The sequence below is a fragment of the Pseudomonas sp. XP1 genome (assembly GCF_053557675.1).
Genome location: NZ_JBNRIJ010000001.1, coordinates 24072 through 25686 on the forward strand (window position 1 = coordinate 24072; position 1615 = coordinate 25686).

Annotated in this window: 1 protein-coding gene; it reads right to left on the reverse strand. The window is 60.0% G+C overall.

All coding sequences use genetic code 11. The features are described 5' to 3' along the window. On the reverse strand, positions 1 to 1305 hold a 1305-nt coding region (locus ACK1U9_RS00125), incomplete at its 3' end, for an MFS transporter (RefSeq protein WP_449109585.1). Between the last annotated feature and the right edge of the window lie 310 nt (positions 1306 to 1615).

Below are 1615 nucleotides of genomic sequence, written 5' to 3' on the forward strand. Positions count from 1 at the left end.
ATCGGGGTTGCCAAGGTCATCCATCGCCAGGCGATGGGTTTCCGGGGCAATGTACGCTGCCAGGGCACACACGCAGGTGATGAAGAACGCCAGGCCACCGACCACCAGTGGGATGTTGTCCGAACCAGGCGGGGCAACCAGGGCGAACAGCGCCGGCAGCATGGCGGTCAGCATGGTGCCGATGTTCTGCGCGATGGCCATGGCCGAAACACGGTAGCGGGTGTGGAACAGCTCTGGGTAGAAGCTTGGAAACACTGCGTTGTAACCCTGGTACACCATGCCCCACATCACGATGGAAGAGGCGAATGCCAGCGGTACGTTCTGGATGCTGATCGCATACAGATAGACGAAGGCCAGCAGGCCCGAGCCCAGGCAACCGGCGATCATGGTCGGGCGACGGCCGATCTTGTCGGACAGGTTGCCGACAAACGGAATCACCAGCACCGCGACGATGTTGCCGACTACCGGAATCCACAGGTACACGCTCTTGTCGAAGCCGATGCCATAGGCCGGCTGTACCGCGTAGGCCGCACCGAAGATGGTGGCCACCACCGGGATCACGTTCATCAGTGCCATGAACATCACCAGCACCATGTGCTTCCAGCTATGGCGGAAGGCCTCGCTGATGGGCGACTTGGCGACTTTGTCCTGTTTCTCTTCCTTCACGAACGCCGGGGTTTCGTGCACTTCCTTGCGAATGATGAAGCCTGCGATCAGCACGATGGCGCTCATCAGGAATGGAATGCGCCAGCCCCAGTCGTTGAAGGCTTCGCTGGGCATGAAGTAGGCCAGTGGCAGGAACACGGCCGCCGCCAGCACCTGGCCAGCCTGTACGCCTTGCAGGGTGAAGCTGGCGTAGTAGCCCCTTCGACCGAATGGCGCATGTTCCATGATCATCGAACTGGCACCGGAAATTTCACCGGCCACGGCAAAGCCCTGGATCAGGCGCAGCACCACCAGCAAGGCCGGGGCGAGCAGGCCGATGTCGTGGTAGGTGGGCAGCAGGCCCACGGCCATGGTCGACAGGCCCATCAGGAACATGCACAGCAACAGTACGTTCTTGCGGCCGCGGGTGTCACCCCAGTGGCCCAGCACGAAGGCGCCGAACGGGCGCGCCAGGTAACCCACGCCGTAGGTGGCCAGCGAGGCAATGATGGCCATTTTCGGGTCGGTGTTAGGGAAGAAGATCTGCGGGAAAATCAGCGCAGCGGCCTGGGCGTAGATGAAGAAGTCGTAGTACTCGAGTGCCGAGCCTATCCATCCACTGGCGGTCGCTTTCTTGGCTTGAGAGCTGGAGTGAGCCATCGTTGTCTCCGTTGTTATTGTTGTTAGCGCAGGTTCCGCCGGAGGTTAGCCAAGGCAGGAGGCAGTGGTCGGTGTGCCTGCGTCTGTGGTTCATGTTGACCACGGGCCAGCGGACTGGCAATTCGCTAAAACGGGTATTGTGCGATAATCGAACGCAAAACTAACCATTCCGTACAAAGAGATTGAAGCGACGACTTTACCTGCGAATAATCGATCGTGCCAGGAACTGTGGTTCTGATTTTCCAGGTCTGGCCCAATCGCCGGCAAGCCAGCTCCCACAAGGTATGCGCCAATCCTGTGGGAGCTGGCT